Source organism: Streptomyces sp. JK94 (genome assembly GCF_053613315.1).
On sequence record NZ_JBSICH010000035.1, the window covers coordinates 15944 to 32969 of the forward strand.

The following is a 17026-nucleotide window of genomic DNA, read 5'->3' on the forward strand; positions in this document are numbered from 1 at the left end:
AGTTTGATAAGACAGTTCTTCCGACGGTACCCCAGCGCGGCGGCCATCAGCCGCACGGGACCGCTGGCGTCCCGTCTGCATGCTCCAACGGCGCGGAGGCCTCCGGGGTTCCCGGTCGGCCCCCCGAAACGCCGTGGAGCCCGCTACGGGGCCGTGTCAGCCGCCGTAGACGTGGGGCGCGAGCGTACCGACGAACGGCAGGTTGCGGTACTTCTCGGCGTAGTCGAGGCCGTAGCCGACGACGAACTCGTTGGGGATGTCGAAACCGACCCACTCCACGTCGATGGCGACCTTCGCGGCGTCGGGCTTGCGCAGCAGCGTGCACACCTTGAGGGAGGCGGGCTCGCGCGAGCCGAGGTTGGAGATCAGCCAGGACAGGGTCAGGCCGGAGTCGATGATGTCCTCGACGATCAGGACGTGCTTGCCCTTGATGTCGGTGTCCAGGTCCTTGAGGATCCGCACCACGCCGGACGACTGGGTGCCCGCGCCGTACGAGGACACCGCCATCCAGTCCATGGTGACGGGGGTGGACAGCGTGCGCGCCAGGTCGGCCATGACCATCACGGCGCCCTTGAGGACGCCGACGATGAGCAGGTCCTTGCCCGCGTACTCCGCGTCGATCTTCGCGGCCAGCTCGGCCAGCTTCGCGTCGATCTCTTCCTTGGTGATGAGTACCTTCTCGAGGTCGGCACCCATGTCGTTCGCGTCCACCCGCATCACTTTCGGTCGTCCCACCGGCCACTCCGGAGCGCCCCGGCGATCCGTGCGCGGATCGGTGGGAGGGCCCGGATTCAGCCTTGCCGAATCACCAGTCTGCCACCCTGCCGCCGGGCGACGACTTTGCCGGGGAGGTTGATGGCCCCCTGACCGCGCCAGCCGGTGATCAGCCGGTCGACTTCCTCGATGTGGCGGGCGAACAGCGCACCGGCCGGAGCACCGGCCTCGATGGCGGCGCGGCGCAGGATCCGGCGGCGTACGGCGGGCGGGAGGGCGTAGAGCCCCGCGCACTCCAGTACGCCGGTGGCGTCGCGGACGCCTACCTCGGCCTGGCGGGCCCAGGTGTCGAGGGCGTCGGCGTCGTCCCGGGAGAGTTGGGCCGTACGGGCGAGGGCTTCCACGACGCCCTTGCCGAGGGCCTTCTCCAGGGCGGGCAGGCCCTCGTGGCGCAGCCGGGAGCGGGTGTACGCCGGGTCGGCGTTGTGCGGGTCGTCCCAGACGGGCAGGGACTGGACCATGCAGGCCTTGCGGGCGGTCTGCCGGTCGACCTGGAGGAAGGGGCGCCGGTAACGGCCGCCGGCCCCCGAGACCGCGGCCATGCCCGACAGGGAGCGGATGCCGGAGCCGCGGGCGAGGCCCAGCAGAACGGTCTCGGCCTGGTCGTCGCGGGTGTGGCCGAGCAGGACGGCGGCGGCGCCGTGCCGGGCGGCGGCGGCGTCCAGGGCCGCGTAGCGTGCGTCACGGGCGGCGGCTTCGGGACCGCCCGCGCGGCCCACGGTCACGCTGGTGGCCTCGACGGGGTCCAGGCCGAGTTCGCGCAGACGCAGGACGACTTCTTCGGCTCGCAGGTCGGAGCCGCTCTGCAGGCCGTGGTCGACGGTGACACCGCCGGCGCGGACGCCGAGCCGGGGTGCCTCGAAGGCGAGGGCGGAGGCGAGTGCCATGGAGTCGGCGCCGCCGGAGCACGCCACGAGCACGAGCGGTGACGGCGGCCGCTCGGGCAGACGGTCGGCGGCCACCGCGGCGGCGGGAACACCGGCCGTGGTGTGCAGTTCGGTGAGGATGTCGTGGAGGACGCGGCGGACCGCCAGGCGTATCGCCGCGACCGCAGGATGGGGACCCATGTCCGGTGCCCTTCATGAAGTTGTCGGGGGGGGTGAGCCCGAGGTTCGGTCACGCAGAGTGTGTAGATGGTGACAGAAACGGGCCGTTCCCCGAGCATCGCACGCCGGCCGAAGCCTCACGGTCCCTCGGACGGGTGATTGAAGGGGCGTTTATCTGCCGTCGGCCGGATTCGGTTCACGACCGCCCGCCGGGCTCACGACTCCGGCTTGCGCTGCACCCGCGCGATCCAGTCCGCCGGTTTGGCGATCTCCGACTTGGTGGGGAGGGTGTTGGGCGAGGTCCAGACGCGGTTGAACCCGTCCATGCCGCACTCGTCGACGACGGCCCGGACGAAGCGCTCGCCGTCCCGGTACTGACGGAGTTTGGCGTCCAGCCCGAGCAGCTTGCGCAGCGCCAGGTCGAGGCGGGAGGCGCCCTTGGCGCGCCGCTGCTGGAACTTCTCGCGGATCTCCCCGACGCTCGGCACGACGGCCGGGCCGACCCCGTCCATCACGAAGTCGGCGTGCCCCTCCAGGAGGGACATCACGGCGGTGAGCCGGCCGAGGACCTCCCGCTGGGCCGGGGTCTGCACCAGCTCGACCAGGGACCGGCCGCCGTCGTCCTCCTCGCCCTCCGGGCGGCCCCCCGCCAGCGTCTGGGCGGCCTCGCGGACGCGCTCCAGCACCGTCATGGGGTCGACGTCGGTCTCCGCGAGGAACGACTGGATCTCGCCCTCCAGGTGGTCGCGCAGCCAGGGCACCGCGGTGAACTGCGTGCGGTGCGTCTCCTCGTGCAGGCACACCCACAGGCGGAAGTCGTGCGGGTCGACGTCGAGTTCCCGCTCCACGTGCACGATGTTCGGGGCGACGAGCAGCAGCCGGCCGCCGCCGTTGGCACCGGCGGGCAGCTCGCGGGTGGCGGGCGCGAAGGTCTCGTACTGGCCGAGGACCCGGGAGGACAGGAACGACAGCAGCATGCCCAGTTCCACGCCGGTGACCTTGCCGCCGACGGCGCCGAGGACCGCGCCGCCCGGGGTGCCGCCGCGCCGCTCCTGCATCTTCTCCAGCAGGGGTTTGAGGATCTCCCGGAACCCGGCGACGTTCGCCCGGACCCAGCCGGGCCGGTCGACGACGAGGACGGGGGTGTCGTGGGCCTCCTCGGTGGCCATCCGGGTGAAGGCCCGGACGTGTTCCTCCGAGACCTTGGCATGGCGGCGGAGTTCCGCGACGACGGCCCTGGCCTCGTCGCGGCTCACCTCGGGGCCCGGCCGTACGAGCCGGGTCGCGGTCGCCACCGCGAGATTCCAGTCGACCATGCCGGAAGATGCGCCGATGCTCGTCATGCGTCAACCGTACGTGAGCGCCGCCGTCGGGGGCAGGCTGTGGCGGGCGGCGGGGTGGGGGCCCGGTACGGGTGACCGGTGCCGGCGGTGCCCGGGGGCGGTACGCGGCCCGCCCGGCGCCGCGGGCCGCCCCCTCGGCCCGGGTGGGGGCGCGGGGGTCAGGGGCAGCGGCAGGACACCAGGGCCGCCGCCGCCTCGTCCAGGGCCGACTGGGCCGCCCAGGCGTCCGTCGTGCCGGAGGCGAGGAAGGCGAAGGCCAGCAGGCGGCCGTCGTCGGTGACCACGGTGCCCGCGAGGGTGTTGACGCCGGTCAGCGTGCCGGTCTTGGCGCGTACGAGACCGGCCGCGCCGTCCGTGTGGCGGCTGGTCAGCGTGCCGGTGAAGCCGGCGACCGGCAGACCGGTGAGAACCGGGCGGAGCTCGGGGCGGGCCGGGTCGGCGGCCTCGGCCAGCAGGGCGGTGAGCAGTCCGGCGGTGATCCGGTCGGTGCGGTCCAGGCCGCTGCCGTCGTGGAAACGGGCACCGCGCACGGGGAGACCCAGTTGCTCCAGGCGGGCGGTGACGGCCGCGGAGACGCCCTCGAAGTCGGCGGGCTTGCCGGTCGCCACGGCGGTGTGCCGGGCCAGGGCCTCGGCGAGGTCGTTGTCGCTGGTGGTCAGCATCCGCTCGACCAGGACCGACAGCGGGGGCGAGGAGACGGCGGCGAGGGCGTCGGCGCGGTTCGTGGCCTTGGAGGGTCCGGGGTGCGACGCGGTGATGCCGTGCTCGCCGAGGAAACCGGCGAAGGTGCGCGCGGCGTCGGCGGCCGGGTCGGGCACGCGCGGGGCGGGACCGCTGGTGGAGTCGTCCGTGCGGGCCTCGTCGGCCATCAGGGCGGTGACGCGGGCGAGGTTCTCGTTGACCCCGATCGGGTGCATCCCGCTACCGGCGTAGAGCGTCGTGTCGTACGACAGCGTCACCTCGCGCACGTCCCGCTTCTTCAGGGCCGCGGCCGTCTTCCCGGCGAGGGTGCGCAGGCTCGCGAGGCCCCGGGCGTCCGCGCGGGCGGTGAGGGTGGGGTCGCCGCCGCCGACCAGGACGAGTTCGCCGGTGTCGGGCTCCAGGGCGGTGCGGGTGGTGAGGCGGTGGTCGGGGCCGAGGGCGGTGAGGGCGGCGACGGCGGTGGCAATCTTGGTGGTGGAGGCGGGGGTGAGGGCCGCGCCGGCGTCGGCGCCGTAGAGGCGCTTGCCGGTGGAGAGATCGACGACGGACACCCCGGGGCGGGTGCCGAGCGCCGGGGCCTCCAGCAGGGGGCCGAGGGTGTCGGCGAGGGCCGTGCCGCCCGGCACGGCCCCGGCCCCGGCTCCGCCCGGCACCGAGCCGGCGGCGCTGCCGAGGCCCGCCAGGACGGAGCCGGCGCTGGGCGCGGGGCGGGGCGCCCCGGCCGTCGCGCCGGAGCCTCCCGATCCGGGACCGTGATCTGCGCCACCCGTGCGCTCCAGGGCGACGGCCCGGTCCTGCTCGGCCGTACGCTGACCCGTGGAGTCCCAGGGGCCGGCGGCGGTCACCACACCGGCGGCGAGTGCCAGTCCGGCGGTGGCGGCGCCGGCGGTGTACTGCCAGGTCTTCGGCCTGGTGACCCTGTCGAGCTGCGGTGCCGTGGCCCGTGCGAACCGCGCGACCCGCGGTCCGGCGGCCCGCGCGGCGCGTGCGAGACGCGGACGGACGGCGCCCGCGGCCCGCGCCACGTGCGGCCCCGCGGCCCGCCAAGGCCTCAGCTCCGGCACTACCACCAGCCCCTTTCGCGATCACACACCTGCGTGAGGGACACTTAACCACCAGAACTATGTGCTGATCATGGAGGAGCGTCCGGTGGAGTTCGACGTCACGATCGAGATCCCGAAGGGTTCGCGGAACAAGTACGAGGTGGACCACGAGACCGGTCGTATCCGCCTGGACCGCCGCCTCTTCACCTCGACCGCCTACCCGACCGACTACGGCTTCGTCGAGAACACCCTCGGCGAGGACGGCGACCCGCTGGACGCGCTGGTCATCCTGGACGAGCCGACCTTCCCGGGCTGCCTCATCCGCTGCCGCGCGATCGGCATGTTCCGGATGACGGACGAGGCCGGCGGCGACGACAAGCTGCTGTGCGTGCCGTCGACCGACCCGCGTGTGGAGCACCTGCGTGACATCCACCACGTGTCGGAGTTCGACCGCCTGGAGATCCAGCACTTCTTCGAGGTCTACAAGGACCTGGAGCCCGGCAAGTCCGTCGAGGGCGCCGACTGGGTGGGCCGCACCGACGCCGAGGCCGAGATCGAGCGGTCGTACAAGCGCTTCAAGGACCAGGGCGGCCACTGATCACTGATCAGGTTCACTCCCGTAACGGGCTGCACGCGTGACGCGTGCAGCCCGTTCACGTTTGGCTGCGCATACTGAGGGCTACAGGCAGGAGGGTGTGTACGGATCAGGGAGCGTTGCGCAGGTGACGGAGGCGGAGGACCGCAAGCCGCAGTCGGACGAGGCCCGCAGTGCCTTCCGGCCGCCGGGCTCGGTGACCGCGTCGCTCGACGGCGATGCGTCGACGACGTCCGAGTTCGAGATCCCGCAGGGCCTGGCCGTCCCGCGGCACACCGGCACGGAAGCCGAGACGACGTCGGAGTTCGCGCTGCCCGAGGGGCTGGACGCGCCCCCGGCCGCCCCGGTGGACACCGAGGGGTCGGCGTTCAGCACGCCGAGCACGTACAGCGCCTGGACCGCGCCGACCGCCCTCACCCCGGCGAGCGGCATCCCGCTGGTGAACCTGACCAAGGACGCGCCCTGGCAGGACCGGATGCGCGCGATGCTGCGCATGCCGGTGGCCGAGCGGCCCGCGCCCGAGACGGCGCAACGGCACGACGACGACACCGGCCCCGCGGTGCCGCGCGTACTGGATCTGACCCTGCGTATCGGGGAGCTGCTGCTGGCGGGCGGTGAGGGAGCCGAGGACGTGGAGGCGGCGATGTTCGCGGTCTGCCGCTCCTACGGCCTGGACCGCTGCGAGCCGAACGTCACCTTCACCCTGCTGTCGATCTCCCACCAGCCCTCCCTCGTCGAGGACCCGGTGACGGCGTCGCGGACGGTACGCCGCCGGGGCACCGACTACACGCGGCTCGCGGCCGTCTTCCACCTGGTGGACGACCTCAGCGACCCGGACACGAGCATCTCCCTGGAGGAGGCCTACCGGCGCCTCGCGGAGATGCGCCGCAACCGGCACCCGTACCCCACCTGGGTGCTGACCACGGCGAGCGGACTGCTCGCGGGCGCGGCGTCGGTGCTCGTCGGCGGTGGGCCGACCGTGTTCGTCGCGGCCATGCTCGGCTCGATGCTGGGCGACCGGCTGGCCTGGCTGTGCGCCGGGCGCGGGCTTCCGGAGTTCTACCAGTTCGCGGTGGCCGCGATGCCGCCGGCCGCGATGGGCATCCTGCTCACGCTGGTCCACGTGGACGTGAAGGCGTCCGCGGTCATCACGGGTGGACTGTTCGCGCTGCTGCCGGGGCGGGCGCTGGTGGCGGGGGTGCAGGACGGTCTGACCGGCTTCTACATCACCGCCGCGGCGCGCCTGCTGGAGGTCATGTACTTCTTCGTCAGCATCGTCGCCGGGGTGCTGGTGGTGCTGTACTTCGGCGTCCAGCTGGGCGCCGAGCTGAACCCGGACGCCGCACTGGGCACGGGCGACGAGCCCCTCGTCCAGATCGGCGCGTCGATGCTGCTGTCGCTGGCCTTCGCGGTCCTGCTCCAGCAGGAACGATCCACCGTGCTGGCGGTGACCCTGAACGGGGGCGTCGCCTGGGTCGTGTACGGCGCGATGCACTACGCCGGCGGTATCTCGCCGGTGGCGTCCACGGCCGCCGCGGCGGGGCTGGTGGGCCTGTTCGGGCAGCTCATGTCCCGGTACCGGTTCGCGTCGGCGCTGCCGTACACGACCGCGGCGATCGGGCCGCTGCTGCCCGGTTCGGCGACGTACTTCGGACTGCTGGCGATCGCGCAGAGCGAGGTCGACCGGGGGCTGGTGTACCTGTCGACGGCGGTGGCCCTCGCCATGGCCATCGCCATCGGGGTCAACCTCGGCGGGGAGATCTCGCGGCTGTTCCTGAAGGTGCCGGGGGCGGCGAGTGCCGCCGGCAGGCGCGCGGCGAAGCGGACGCGAGGCTTCTAGCGGCGGGGGCGACGAGCCCGGACGGCGCCGTTCACCGGCGACCGCGGGCCCGTCGTGGCGGATCGCGCCGCTCCCCGCGTCCCCGGGGGCGGGGGTCAGCGCCCCTGGGGGTAGGGGTACTGGCCGCCCTGCTGGTCGCCGTGGGGCGGCCGGCCGTATCCCTGCGGGTACTGCTGGGCGTACGGCTGCTGCCGGTCGTAGGACGGGTCGTACGGCTGCTGCGGCTGCTGGTACGGGGGCTGCTGGTACGGGGGCTGCGGCTGCGGCTGGTACTGCTGCGGCTGCGGGTGCGGCTGCGGCTGCGGCTGCTGGTACGGGTCCACGCGGCGGAGCTGGGTCGTGGCGTCGTCCATGACCGGGTACGCGGGCTGCGGCTGGTACTGCTGGGCCGCGGGGACCGCGGTCGCGACGGCGCGCTTCTTCTTGCCGCGCTCGCGCAGGTACTCGATGGCGATCGGGACGACCGAGACCACGACGATCAGGACGAGGATGGGCTCGACGTTCGTCCGGATGAACTCGATCTGGCCGAGCCAGTAGCCCGCGAGGGTGACGCCCGATCCCCAGGCCACACCGCCGATGATGTTGTAGGTGAGGAAGGTGCGGTACTTCATGCGGCCGGCGCCCGCCACGATGGGGGCGAAGGTGCGCACGATCGGCACGAAGCGGGCCAGGACGATCGCCTTGGGACCGTACTTCTCCATGAACTCGTGGGCCTTGTCCAGGTTCTCCCTCTTGAAGAGCCTGGAGTTGGGACGGCTGAAGAGCTTGGGTCCGAGGAACTTTCCGATCATGTAGCCCACTTGGTCGCCGATGACGGCGGCCAGCACGATCAGGGTGCACACCAGCCACAGGGGCTGGCTGATGTACTCGCCCTGGGCGACGAAGAGGCCCGCGGTGAACAGCAGCGAGTCGCCGGGCAGGAACGCGAAGAGGCCGGACTCGGCGAAGACGATGAGCAGGATGCCCGGCAGAGCGAAGGTCTCGATCAGATAGTCCGGGCTGAGCCACTCGGGGCCGAGCGCAAGGGTGGTCACGGGATTGTGGCTCCTGCTGCTGGGGGGAGGCGGGCTGGGACTGGCTGCCCAAACGTATCAACGCAGCCGTACGGTTCCAGGTTCCACCGGGCGCCACGGGGTGCGCTGTGGCCGGGCCCGGGGAAGCCTGTGGACCATGGGCATCGAAGGATACGGCGGCGGACAGGGTCCTCGGCCCGACGTGCTCGTCGTGACCACGAACGACCCGCCGGGCCATCGCGTGCAGGAGGTGCTCGGAGAGGTCTCCGGGCTGACCGTGCGCTCCCGGCACCTGGGGAGCCAGATCGGCGCCGGGCTGAAGCCGGTGGTCGGCGGTGAACGGCGCGGGCTCACCAAGACGCTGGTCGAGCCCGCAGCCAGGCGATGGAGCGGCTCGTCGAGCAGGCACGCGCGCGGGGCCAACGCCGTGCCGGCGTCCCGCTTCGACGTGACGGAGGCCGCGGACGTGGGCACGGAGGTGTGCGCGTACGGGACGGCGGTGGGGGTGGGACGGAGGGGAGGGCAAGGGGGAAGAAAACAACGGTGTTTTCCCCCCCTGATCCTCCGTTCTTCTTCCCCGGGGGTGCCCCCCCGTCCCACGACCACCGCTCAGGGGGTGTGCCGGACGGCGTTGGCGAGGATCGCGTCGCGCAGGTAGGCGGCGAGGCCCGGCCTGGCGGCGTCGATGTTCCGCGTGAAACGCTCGTCCGAGACGTACATCTCGCCCAGGCAGGTGTGCATCTCGTACCCGCAGTCGTAGTGGTTGCGGTTGATGCCCCGCCGGTGCTCCTCGGCGGCGTCCATGGCCTCCTCGGAGTCGGCGGGCTCACCGGCCTCCATCAGGGCGACGAAGCGCCGGGTCAGCTCGTCGGCCTCGTTCTGGATGCGCTGCCAGTCCTCCTTGGTGTACGAGGCGGTCTTCCGCTGCGACTGGCGGTAGGCGTCGGTGCCGCCCCAGCGTTCCCGGGCCTCCTCCTCGTACTGGCCGGGGTCGAAGTCGCCGAAGACCTCGAACTTCTCCTCGGGGGTGAGGTTGATGCCCATGCTGCGTGCCTCCATGGCCTGCTCCACGGCCGCCGCCATCTTCTCCAGCTTCTCGATCCGGGCGGTCAGCAGTTCGTGCCGGCGGCGCAGGTGCGCGCGCGGGTCCGCGTCCGGGTCGTCGAGCAGGGCGGCGACCTCGTCGAGCGGGAAGCCCAGCTCCCGGTAGAACAGGATCCGCTGCAGCCGGTCGAGGTCGGCGTCGTTGTAGCGCCGGTGGCCCGCGTGGCTGCGCTCGCCGGGTACGAGCAGGCCGATGCCGTCGTAGTGGTGCAGGGTTCGCACCGTCACTCCGGCGAAGCCGGCCACCTGTCCCACGGAGTAGCTCACTTCCGCTCCCTTCTCTGACGCCCTCCACGCTGCCGCCTCACGTGACGTGAGGTGCAAGCCCGGGTGCGGGGACCGGGGCCCGGACCTACCGTCGGTCGCATGCCATTGCACCAGGGCTCCCACGCGTCCCACGACGACGCCGGTCACCGGCGCCGGCTCGCCGTCAACCCGTTCCACGGGGCGACGAACCCGCTCGGCGGCATGACCGAGGCACCGCCCGCCCATCGGCTCCCCGACTCCCCGCTGCCCCCGGAGACGGCGTACCGGCTGGTCCACGACGAGCTGATGCTGGACGGCAACGCGCGCCTCAACCTGGCCACTTTCGTCACCACCTGGATGGAGCCGCAGGCCGCGGTGCTGATGGGTGAGTGCCGGGACAAGAACATGATCGACAAGGACGAGTACCCGCGCACCGCCGAACTGGAGCGGCGCTGCGTGGCGATGCTCGCCGGCCTGTGGCACGCGCCCGACCCGTCGGCCGTGGTGGGCTGCTCGACCACCGGGTCGAGCGAGGCGTGCATGCTGGCCGGGATGGCGCTGAAGCGGCGGTGGGCGCTGCGCAACGCCGACCGGTATCCGGCCAAGGACGTGCGGCCCAATCTGGTGATGGGCGTGAACGTCCAGGTCTGCTGGGACAAGTTCTGCACCTTCTGGGAGGTGGAGGCCCGGCAGGTGCCGATGGAGGGTGACCGCTTCCACCTGGACCCGCAGGCCGCCGCCGAGCTGTGCGACGAGAACACGATCGGGGTCGTCGGCGTCCTGGGCTCCACGTTCGACGGTTCCTACGAGCCGGTCGCCGACCTGTGCGCGGCGCTGGACGCGTTGCGGGAGCGAACCGGGCTGGACGTCCCGGTCCACGTGGACGGGGCCTCCGGTGCCATGGTCGCGCCCTTCCTCGACGAGGACCTGGTGTGGGACTTCCGGCTGCCGCGGGTCGCCTCGATCAACACCTCGGGGCACAAGTACGGCCTCGTCTACCCCGGCGTCGGCTGGGCCCTGTGGCGGGACGCGGACGCGCTGCCCGAGGAGCTGGTCTTCCGGGTCAACTACCTGGGCGGCGACATGCCCACGTTCGCGCTGAACTTCTCCCGGCCCGGCGCGCAGGTGGTCGCGCAGTACTACACCTTCCTGCGGCTGGGCCGCGAGGGCTACCGCGCGGTGCAGCAGGCGTCGCGGGACATCGCGCGGGGGCTCGCCGAGCGGGTGGCGACGCTCGGCGACTTCCGGCTGCTGACGCGCGGTGACGAGCTGCCGGTGTTCGCCTTCACGACGGCCGACGACGTGACGGCGTACGACGTGTTCGACGTCTCCCGGCGGCTGCGGGAGGGCGGCTGGCTGGTGCCCGCGTACACGTTCCCGCCGCACCGCGAGGACCTGTCCGTGCTGCGCGTGGTGTGCCGCAACGGGTTCTCGGCCGACATGGCCGACCTGCTGGTGGAGGACCTGGAGCGGCTGCTGCCGGAGCTGCGGCGGCAGCCGCACCCGCTGACCGGGGACAAGGGGGCGGCTACCGGGTTCCACCACTAGGCCGCACGCGGGCCCGGTCAACGGCTGAGCCGCGCGAACCTCCGTACCGCCAGGGGGAAGAACACCGCGAGCAGGGCCAGCGGCCAGGCGAGGGCCGCCCACGCGTGGCCGGGCTCGCCGCCGGGGCCGCCGAACAGGTCGCGGACGGCGGTGGCGGTCTGGGACATCGGGTTCCACTCCACGGCCGTGCCCAGCCAGCCCGGCATGGCGTCGGGGGTGGCGAAGGCGTTGGAGAGGAAGCCGACCGGCCAGACCAGGATCTGCACCGCCTGCACCAGCTCCGGCCTCCCGGCCACCAGGGCCAGGTGGATGCCGAGCCACAGCATCGCGAAGCGGAAGAGCAGCAGCAGACCGACGGCGCCCAGGAAGGCGGCGGGACCGCCCTGGGCCCGCCAGCCGAGCGCGTACCCGACGGCGAGCAGGACCGCGAGGCCGAGCGCCGACTGGAGCATGTCGGCGGCCGAGCGGCCCACCAGCACCGCGCCGCTGGTCATCGGCAGGGAGCGGAAGCGGTCGACGACCCCCTTGTCGAGGTCCCGGGTGACGGCGATCATCGTGCCCTCCAGGCCGAAGGCCATGGTGAGGGCCAGCATCCCGGGGACGAGGTAGTCGACGTAGTCGCCGCTCACGCCTCGGCCGCCGCCGACCAGGTAGCCGAACATCAGCAGCAGCATCACCGGGAAGACCAGGTTGACGACCACCGCGACGGGCTGCCGCGCCCAGCGGGCCAGCTCCCGCCGGGTCATGGTCCAGGAGTCGGTCAGGGCGTACGTCGCGGGTGTCACGGTGCCCGTGCTCACACGGCCTCCTTCGTGCGGTCGGTGAGGTGCAGGAACACCTCGTCCAGGGTCGGACGGCGCAGGGCGACGTCCTCCGCCTCGACACCGCCCTCCTCCAGCGCCCGTACGACGCCGGAGAGCGCCGCCATGCGGTCGGTGACCGGCGCGCTGAGCAGCCGGCGGTCGGCGTCGACGCGGACGCCGGTGAGCGGCAGCAGGGCGAGGGCGGCGCCCAGCTGTCCGGCGTCGCGCAGGACGACGTCGACGCGGTCGCCGCCGGTGGCGGCCTTCAGCTCGTCCGCCGTGCCGTCGGCGACGACCCGGCCCGCGTCGACCACCGAGATGCGGTCGGCGAGCTGGTCGGCCTCCTCCAGGTACTGGGTGGTGAGCAGGACCGTCGTACCGCCGCCGACCAGGGAACGGACCGAGTCCCACACCTCGGCGCTACCGCGCGGGTCGAGGCCCGTGGTCGGTTCGTCCAGGAAGAGCACCTCCGGTTCGGTGATCAGGGAGGCGGCGAGGTCCAGGCGGCGCCGCATGCCGCCGCTGTAGGCACTGACCGGTTTGCGGCCGGTGTCGGTGAGGTCGAAGCGCGCGAGCAGTTCGTCGGCACGCGCGCGTGCCCGCCGGGCGCCCAGGTGGTGGAGGCGGCCGAACATCTCCAGGTTCTGCCGGCCGCCGAGTTCCTCGTCGAGGGCCGCGTGCTGGCCGAGCAGGCCGATGCGCAGCCGTACGGCGTACGCCCGGGTGACGACGTCGTGGCCGGCCACCTCGACGCGGCCCGCGTCGGGGCGCAGGAGGGTGGACAGGATGCGGACCAGGGTCGTCTTGCCCGCGCCGTTCGGACCCAGGACGCCGTGCACCGTGCCCCGCGCGACCGTGAGGTCGAGTCCGTCCAGCGCGTGCCTGCCGCCGTACGCCTTGCGTGCCTCTTCGACGGTGATCGCCGCGTCGGTCACTGACCCTCCTTGATTAGTCAAAATTGACTACTTGCTCGGGGAAGATATGCCCTCCGGGACTCTTAGTCAAACTTGATTAGTGACGGTCCCCGGGATGGCGCTCCCCCGTCGCGTACGGGTTCTCCTCGCCCTCGCCCAGGACGCCCACGAACGGTTCGCCCTCCCCCGCGAAGACGTACGCGCCACCGCGGATGCGCTCGATGAGCGCGCGCGTCCACTCGGCGCCGGTGTCGGCCGAGTGGACCCAGAGGTTCATGATCTCGCCGATGTGGCCGAGCTGCCCGGGGCCCTCCTCGGGCGAGTAGTACTCGGTGACGGACTTGCGCCACAGGTGGATGGCCCGGATCCGCTCCTCGAGCAGGCCGAGCACCTCCTCGCGCCCGAGGTCGACCATGAGGCCGAGCCCCGCCGAGAGCACATCGGGCTTCTGGCCGTACGCGGTGAGGGACTCCCTCAGCAGGGCGAAGTACTCCTCGGTGCCCTGCTCGGTGATCTCGTACTCGGTGCGCGGCGGGCCGCCGGCGGGCGACGGGGCGATCTCGTGCGCGTGCAGCAGGCCCTGCTTGGCCATCTGCTTCAGCGCGTGGTAGATCGAGCCGGGCTTGGCGTTGGACCACTCGTGCGCGCCCCAGTACTCCAGGTCGTTGCGCACCTGGTAGCCGTGGGCCCGCCCGTGCTGGCGGACCGCGCCGAGCACCAGGAGTCGGATCACTGACATGGGGTCCAGGTTAGGGTGCCGCCCCCGCGGCCCGGGCCCCGCACCCGCCGGCGGCCCGCCCGGCGCCCGGTGACGCGGTCAGAACGGGAACCCGCTCCGCCCGTGCTGCACCGAGATCCACTTCTGGGTGGTGAAGGCGTCCAGCATGGTGTCGCCGTTCAGGCGTCCGATGCCGGAGTGCTTCTCGCCGCCGAAGGGCACGATCGGCTCGTCGTGCACGGTCCCGTCGTTCACGTGGAACATGCCGGTGTCGATCTGCTGGGCGAAGGTGACGCCGCGCTCGATGTTCCCGGTGTGCACGGCCCCGCTCAGCCCGTACGGGGTGTCGTTGACGAGGCGCACCGCCTCCTCCTCGCCGTCGAACGGGACGAGGAAGGCGACCGGGCCGAAGACCTCCTGGCGGAGCAGCGCCGAGTCGGCGGGCAGGCCGGTGAGGACCGACGGTGTGACGAGGTTGTCCGTGGCCGTGCCGCGCAGCAGGGCGGTGGCGCCCTCGGCGAGGGCCTGCTCGACGACCCCCGTCAGGGCGTCCGCCTGCGAGGAGTTGATCACCGGGCCGATGACGGTCGCCGGGTCGCCCGGGTCGCCGGCCTTGAGGCTCCCGACCTTGGCGACGAACTTCTCGGTGAACTCGTCGGCCACCGCGCGGTCGACCAGGACGCGGTTGGCGGCCATGCAGACCTGGCCCTGGTGGACGAAGCGGCTGAAGACGGCGGCGTCGACCGCGTAGTCGACGTCGGCGTCGTCGAGGACCACGAGGGCGCTGTTGCCACCGAGTTCGAGGACCGAGCGCTTGAAGTGCGCGGCGCAGACGGTGGCGACGTGGCGGCCGACCTTGTCGGACCCGGTGAAGGAGATCACCTTCGGGACCGGGTGCTCCAGGAAGGCGTCGCCGATCTCCGCGATGTCGGTGACCACGACGTTGAGCAGTCCGCCGGGCAGGCCCGCGTCCTCGAAGAGCTTCGCCACCAGGGTGCCGCCGACGACCGGCGTGTTCTGGTGCGGCTTGAGGACGACGCCGTTGCCGAGGGCGAGGGCCGGGGCGACCGACTTCAGGGAGAGGAGGAAGGGGAAGTTGAAGGGGCTGACGACGCCCACGACGCCGACCGGCACCCGGTAGACCCGGTTCTCCTTGCCGTCGACCGGCGAGGGGATGATCCGGCCCTCGGGCGCGAGCGCCAGGTGGACCGCCTCGCGCAGGAACTCCTTGGCGAGGTGCAGCTCGAAGGCGGCCTTGAGGCGGGTGCCGCCCAGCTCGGCGGTGATCGCCTCGCTGATCTCCGCCTCGCGGTCCTCCACGAGGCGCAGCACCTTCTCGAACACCGCGCGGCGGGCGTACGGGTTCGTCGTCGCCCACCGCTTCTGCGCCCGCTCGGCCGCCCGGTACGCGGCGTCGACCTCGTCGACCGTGGCTATCGTGATCGAGGCCAGCTTCTCGTTGTCGTACGGGTTGAAGTCGATGATGTCCCAGGAGCCGGTGCCCGGACGCCACTCGCCGTCGATGTACTGCCGGGCGAGGTCGGTGAAGTACGACGACATGTGAACCCTCAATCCCCTAGCTGCCGCAGCCGCCGCCGGCGAACCGCCTGATGGTCCGTCATCGTACTGATGTATCAGATGAGTTGAAGCAGCCCCCGCAGGAGGTCCCGGCTCTCGTCCGGTCCCGGACTGTCCTGCTGGAGCTCCTTCAGCGCGGTCTCGTACTGGGTGACGTCCTCGCGCTTGTCCAGGTACAGCGCGCTGGTGAGCTGTTCCAGGTACACGACGTCCGACAGGTCGGACTCGGGGAAGCCGAGGATCGTGAACGCGCCGCTCTCGCCGGAGTGGCCGCCGAAGCCGAACGGCATGACCTGCAGCCGCACGTTGGGGCGCTGGGACATCTCGATCAGGTGCTGGAACTGTCCGCGCATCACCGCGCGGTCGCCGTACGGACGGCGCAGCGCGGCCTCGTCCAGGACGATGTGGAACTCGGGGGCGGTCTCCGCGACGAGGTGCTTCTGCCGCTCCAGGCGCAGCGCCACCCGCCGCTCCACGTCCGCCTCGCTCGCGCCCTTCATGCCGCGCCGGACGACCGCGCGGGCGTACTCCTCGGTCTGCAGGAGCCCGTGCACGAACTGCACCTCGTAGACCCGGATGAGCGAGGCGGCGCCCTCCAGGCCGACGTAAGTGGGGAACCAGCTGGGCAGCACGTCGGAGTAGCTGTGCCACCAGCCGGCGACGTTGGCCTCCTTGGCCAGGGCGAGCAGGGAGGTGCGCTCCTGCTCGTCCGTGATGCCGTACAGCGTCAGCAGGTCCTCGACGTCCCTCGTCTTGAAACTCACCCGGCCCAGCTCCATCCGGCTGATCTTCGACTCCGAGGCACGGATCGAGTAGCCCGCCTTCTCCCGCGTGATCCCCCGCGTCTCACGCAGCCGCCTGAGTTGAGATCCGAGCAGCATGCGCCGCACCACCGATCCGGGCTCTCCCGCGCTCACGTTCGCCAGCCTCCCCAACCGTCTTCAGGGGCCGAAGTCTGCCACTAAAACACTTCGAGCAGTACTCGCCCGGTTACGGAAACGGAATCGACCCGAAGGAAACGTGCAGGACCACTCGGGAAACGACCAGGAAGTGGACGGGGAACCCGGCGCAGGGGGGCCGGAGATGACGGAAAATTTGACCAACAAGTGGTACGGGCAGGTCCATTCCGGTCACGTGCACGTGCATCTGCCCTTGCATCTGCGGTGAGCATCCGAAACCATGGTCCCGCACCACCGCGCCGCATCGCTACGACCGCGAATTCCCGGGAGTGCCTCGCATGGGGACGAATGGATCGACCATGCTCGAGCCGTTACGGCAGGGCCTTCCGCCACTCGACCCCGCGGCCGTCTCCAACGCTGCCTCCTGCGCCCTGCCACCGCGGTACGAAGCGGTGCGCGAGGCCAGGGGGTTCACCCGCAGGACGCTCGACGGCTGGGAGACGGGCGACCGCTTCGACGACATCTGCCTGGTGGTCTCCGAACTCGTCACCAACGCCCTGCGGCACGCGCTGCCGGCCGACACCCCGCGGCACGGGGAGCACAACGGCCCCGTCCGGCTGCACCTGATGCGCTGGACCGACCGGCTGGTGTGCGCGGTGCGCGACCCCAGTCACGACAGCCCGGTGGCCCGCGCCACGGACGACTTCTCGGCGGAGTCGGGCCGGGGCCTGTTCCTCGTCGACTCCTTCAGCGACGGCTGGGGCTGGCACCCGCTCGCCGGGACGCTCAACGGCAAGGTGGTCTGGGCGCTGTTCCGGCTCAAGCGGTCCGGCGACCTGCCGGACGGGCCCTACGGGTGA

At 72.1% G+C, this 17026-nt stretch carries 16 protein-coding genes; 5 read left to right on the top strand and 11 right to left on the bottom strand.

Translation table 11 applies throughout. The features are described from left to right. Window positions 1-156: 156 nt before the first annotated feature. From hpt to dacB, 4 genes are all read right to left on the bottom strand, one after another. A complete protein-coding gene (gene hpt, locus ACVV2G_RS26795) occupies window positions 157-696 on the bottom strand; it encodes a hypoxanthine phosphoribosyltransferase (RefSeq protein ID WP_229831030.1) in 540 nt (179 codons plus the stop codon). A gap of 95 nt (window positions 697-791) precedes the next feature. Continuing rightward, a complete protein-coding gene (gene tilS, locus ACVV2G_RS26800) occupies window positions 792-1841 on the bottom strand; it encodes a tRNA lysidine(34) synthetase TilS (protein WP_453845333.1) in 1050 nt (349 codons plus the stop codon). A 194-nt stretch (window positions 1842-2035) separates the two neighbouring features. After that, window positions 2036-3163, bottom strand: coding sequence for a zinc-dependent metalloprotease (locus ACVV2G_RS26805; RefSeq protein WP_453845334.1), 1128 nt, complete (start codon window positions 3161-3163; stop codon window positions 2036-2038). Between the two features lie 158 nt (window positions 3164-3321). After that, window positions 3322-4935, bottom strand: a complete 1614-nt coding sequence (gene dacB / locus ACVV2G_RS26810; protein ID WP_453845335.1) for a D-alanyl-D-alanine carboxypeptidase/D-alanyl-D-alanine endopeptidase — start codon at window positions 4933-4935, stop codon at window positions 3322-3324. Window positions 4936-5014: 79 nt separating this feature from the next. Between dacB and ACVV2G_RS26815 the strand changes: the two genes are divergently transcribed. Together ACVV2G_RS26815 and ACVV2G_RS26820 are read left to right on the top strand one after the other, a co-directional pair. Then, window positions 5015-5506, top strand: coding sequence for an inorganic diphosphatase (locus tag ACVV2G_RS26815; RefSeq protein ID WP_007452023.1), 492 nt, complete (start codon window positions 5015-5017; stop codon window positions 5504-5506). Window positions 5507-5630: 124 nt separating this feature from the next. After that, on the top strand, window positions 5631-7343 hold the full coding sequence (locus tag ACVV2G_RS26820; RefSeq protein WP_453845336.1) for a threonine/serine exporter family protein: 1713 nt from the start codon (window positions 5631-5633) through the stop codon (window positions 7341-7343). A gap of 95 nt (window positions 7344-7438) precedes the next feature. Here the strand turns inward: ACVV2G_RS26820 and ACVV2G_RS26825 are convergent, their stop codons facing one another. Then, the gene (locus ACVV2G_RS26825; RefSeq protein WP_453845337.1) at window positions 7439-8377 is read right to left on the bottom strand and encodes a DedA family protein; all 939 of its coding nucleotides are present in this window, start codon (window positions 8375-8377) and stop codon (window positions 7439-7441) included. A gap of 136 nt (window positions 8378-8513) precedes the next feature. Here ACVV2G_RS26825 and ACVV2G_RS26830 point away from each other — a divergent pair, with 136 nt between their 5' ends. Beyond that, window positions 8514-9014, top strand: coding sequence for a YbjQ family protein (locus ACVV2G_RS26830; protein ID WP_453845338.1), 501 nt, complete (start codon window positions 8514-8516; stop codon window positions 9012-9014). Here ACVV2G_RS26830 and ACVV2G_RS26835 read toward each other — a convergent pair. Beyond that, window positions 8966-9727: a MerR family transcriptional regulator gene (locus ACVV2G_RS26835; protein ID WP_453845339.1), complete on the bottom strand. Its 762-nt coding sequence runs from the start codon at window positions 9725-9727 to the stop codon at window positions 8966-8968. The genes ACVV2G_RS26830 and ACVV2G_RS26835 overlap by 49 nt on opposite strands. Before the next feature lie 99 nt (window positions 9728-9826). Here ACVV2G_RS26835 and gad point away from each other — a divergent pair, with 99 nt between their 5' ends. After that, on the top strand, window positions 9827-11254 hold the full coding sequence (gad, locus tag ACVV2G_RS26840) for a glutamate decarboxylase (protein WP_453845340.1): 1428 nt from the start codon (window positions 9827-9829) through the stop codon (window positions 11252-11254). A 17-nt stretch (window positions 11255-11271) separates the two neighbouring features. Here gad and ACVV2G_RS26845 read toward each other — a convergent pair whose 3' ends face one another. The 5 genes from ACVV2G_RS26845 to ACVV2G_RS26865 all read right to left on the bottom strand — a co-directional run bounded on the left by ACVV2G_RS26845 (window position 11272) and on the right by ACVV2G_RS26865 (window position 16148). Next, complete coding sequence (locus ACVV2G_RS26845; RefSeq protein WP_453845417.1) at window positions 11272-12000, bottom strand: ABC transporter permease; 729 nt, start codon at window positions 11998-12000, stop codon at window positions 11272-11274. A gap of 50 nt (window positions 12001-12050) precedes the next feature. Beyond that, on the bottom strand, window positions 12051-12992 hold the full coding sequence (locus ACVV2G_RS26850) for an ATP-binding cassette domain-containing protein (RefSeq protein ID WP_453845341.1): 942 nt from the start codon (window positions 12990-12992) through the stop codon (window positions 12051-12053). Between the two features lie 76 nt (window positions 12993-13068). Next, window positions 13069-13710 (bottom strand): PadR family transcriptional regulator, encoded by a 642-nt coding sequence (locus ACVV2G_RS26855; RefSeq protein WP_453845342.1) that lies wholly within the window; start codon window positions 13708-13710, stop codon window positions 13069-13071. A 78-nt stretch (window positions 13711-13788) separates the two neighbouring features. Further along, on the bottom strand, window positions 13789-15249 hold the full coding sequence (locus tag ACVV2G_RS26860; protein ID WP_453845343.1) for an aldehyde dehydrogenase family protein: 1461 nt from the start codon (window positions 15247-15249) through the stop codon (window positions 13789-13791). A gap of 74 nt (window positions 15250-15323) precedes the next feature. Beyond that, window positions 15324-16148, bottom strand: a complete 825-nt coding sequence (locus ACVV2G_RS26865; RefSeq protein WP_453845418.1) for a helix-turn-helix domain-containing protein — start codon at window positions 16146-16148, stop codon at window positions 15324-15326. Window positions 16149-16504: 356 nt separating this feature from the next. On the opposite strand from ACVV2G_RS26865, the gene ACVV2G_RS26870 reads away from it, so the two are divergent. Continuing rightward, window positions 16505-17026, top strand: a complete 522-nt coding sequence (locus tag ACVV2G_RS26870) for an ATP-binding protein (RefSeq protein WP_453845344.1) — start codon at window positions 16505-16507, stop codon at window positions 17024-17026.